This is a genomic window from Pseudomonas sp. P5_A2_2 (genome assembly GCF_054177685.1).
Map to the genome: position 1 here is coordinate 1 of NZ_JBGCUL010000918.1, position 1,744 is coordinate 1,744.

Genomic DNA, 1,744 nt, shown 5'->3' on the forward strand with positions numbered 1-1,744 from the left:
GGCGACGAAGCCCTGGGCCAACTGGATGCCAGCTTCACCCTGATGATGCTGACCTTCGGCGACTTCCTGCCGGCGCTGGTTGAAGCGCTGGGTGGCGAAGAGACTCCGCAGGGGATCTAAACCCTGGCGATGTCCAAATTGTAGGAGCGAGCCTGCTCGCGATAGCGGGATGTCAGTCAGCATCATTGTTGAATGTCAGTCCGCAATCGCGAGCAGGCTCGCTCCTACATTGGTTTTGTGGTGCTACTTAATAACAAGGATCAGGCCATGCGCGCACTGGCTGCATTGAGTCGTTTTGTCGGCAACACCTTCGCTTACTGGGTATTGATTTTCGCTGTCATGGCGTTTCTGCAGCCGGCATGGTTCCTCGGCCTCAAGGGCGCCATCGTACCCTTGCTGGGGCTGGTGATGTTCGGCATGGGCCTGACCCTCAAACTCGAAGACTTCGCCGAAGTCGCACGCCATCCATGGCGCGTGGCCCTGGGCGTGGTCGCGCATTTCGTGATCATGCCTGGCGTGGCGTGGTTGCTCTGCCAGGCATTCCACTTGCCACCGGAAATCGCTGTCGGCGTGATTCTGGTCGGCTGCTGCCCAAGCGGCACCTCGTCGAACGTGATGACCTGGCTGGCCCGTGGCGACCTGGCGCTGTCGGTAGCCATCGCCGCCGTCACCACCCTCCTCGCCCCGCTGCTGACCCCAGCCCTGATCTGGCTGCTGGCCTCGGCCTGGTTGCCGGTGTCGTTCATGGAGTTGTTCTGGTCGATCCTGCAAGTGGTGCTGTTGCCGATCGTGCTGGGCGTGGTTGCCCAACGGGTACTCGGCGACAAGGTTCGGCATGCGGTGGACGTGTTGCCGCTGGTGTCGGTGCTCAGCATCGTGCTCATCGTCACGGCAGTGGTGGCCGCCAGCCAGGCGAAGATTGCCGAGTCCGGCTTGCTGATCATGGCCGTGGTCATGCTGCACAACAGCTTTGGTTACCTGCTGGGTTACTTCACCGGGCGCCTGTTCAAGCTGCCTCTGGCCCAGCGCAAGTCCCTGGCCCTGGAAGTCGGCATGCAGAACTCCGGGTTGGGTGCCGCGTTGGCGAGTGCACACTTCTCGCCGCTGGCGGCAGTGCCAAGTGCATTGTTCAGTGTCTGGCACAACATTTCCGGGGCATTGCTTTCCACCTATTTCCGTCGCATGAGCGAGAAACAGGATCGGGAAATGGCTGCACAGCAGGCGACTGACTGATTCAAAAACTTGATCCCCGGGTTAATGCTGGGCACTCTATTGCCCATCGCGAGGACGACCTCGCGGCTCGATCGAGTCATTAATCAGGGGACGACCCCGTCAGACGATGGAGGTCTTCATGTCCTGGATCATTCTGTTTTTCGCCGGCCTGTTCGAAGTGGGCTGGGCCGTCGGCCTCAAGTACACCGACGGTTTCACCCGCCCGCTCCCCACTGTGTTGACCGTCGCTGCCATGGCTATCAGCCTTGGCTTGCTCGGCCTTGCCATGAAGGAATTGCCGCTGGGTACGGCCTATGCGATCTGGACCGGTGTCGGCGCCGTGGGCACGGTGATCGCCGGGATCATCCTGTTTGGCGAGTCCATGGCGCTGGTGCGGTTGGCGAGTGTGGCGTTGATCATTAGCGGATTGGTTGGGCTCAAGGTCAGCGCTTAGGCCTCTGCCGCCATCGCGAGCAAGCTCGCTCCCACAGTTGATTGCATTCCAATGTGGGAGCGAGCTTGCTCGCGATGA

The 1,744-nt window shown here is 60.9% G+C and carries 2 protein-coding genes and 1 pseudogene; all 3 read left to right on the forward strand.

Annotated features, from left to right (window positions below; translation table 11 throughout):
• A pseudogene (locus ACXRVY_RS27300) lies at positions 1-120 on the forward strand (recombination-associated protein RdgC); the annotation flags it as partial.
• Positions 121-267: 147 nt separating this feature from the next.
• Positions 268-1,233: a bile acid:sodium symporter family protein gene (locus tag ACXRVY_RS27305; RefSeq protein WP_223462157.1), complete on the forward strand. Its 966-nt coding sequence runs from the start codon at positions 268-270 to the stop codon at positions 1,231-1,233.
• Between the two features lie 118 nt (positions 1,234-1,351).
• Positions 1,352-1,666 (forward strand): quaternary ammonium compound efflux SMR transporter SugE, encoded by a 315-nt coding sequence (sugE, locus tag ACXRVY_RS27310; protein ID WP_007977599.1) that lies wholly within the window; start codon positions 1,352-1,354, stop codon positions 1,664-1,666.
• Positions 1,667-1,744 lie beyond the last annotated feature (78 nt).

Bases quoted from the DNA above. Each gene is read 5' to 3' on its own strand.
- ACXRVY_RS27305 (WP_223462157.1), top strand. From the start codon at position 268: ATGCGCGCACTGGCTGCATTGAGTCGTTTTGTCGGCAACACCTTCGCT.
- sugE (WP_007977599.1), top strand. From the start codon at position 1,352: ATGTCCTGGATCATTCTGTTTTTCGCCGGCCTGTTCGAAGTGGGCTGG.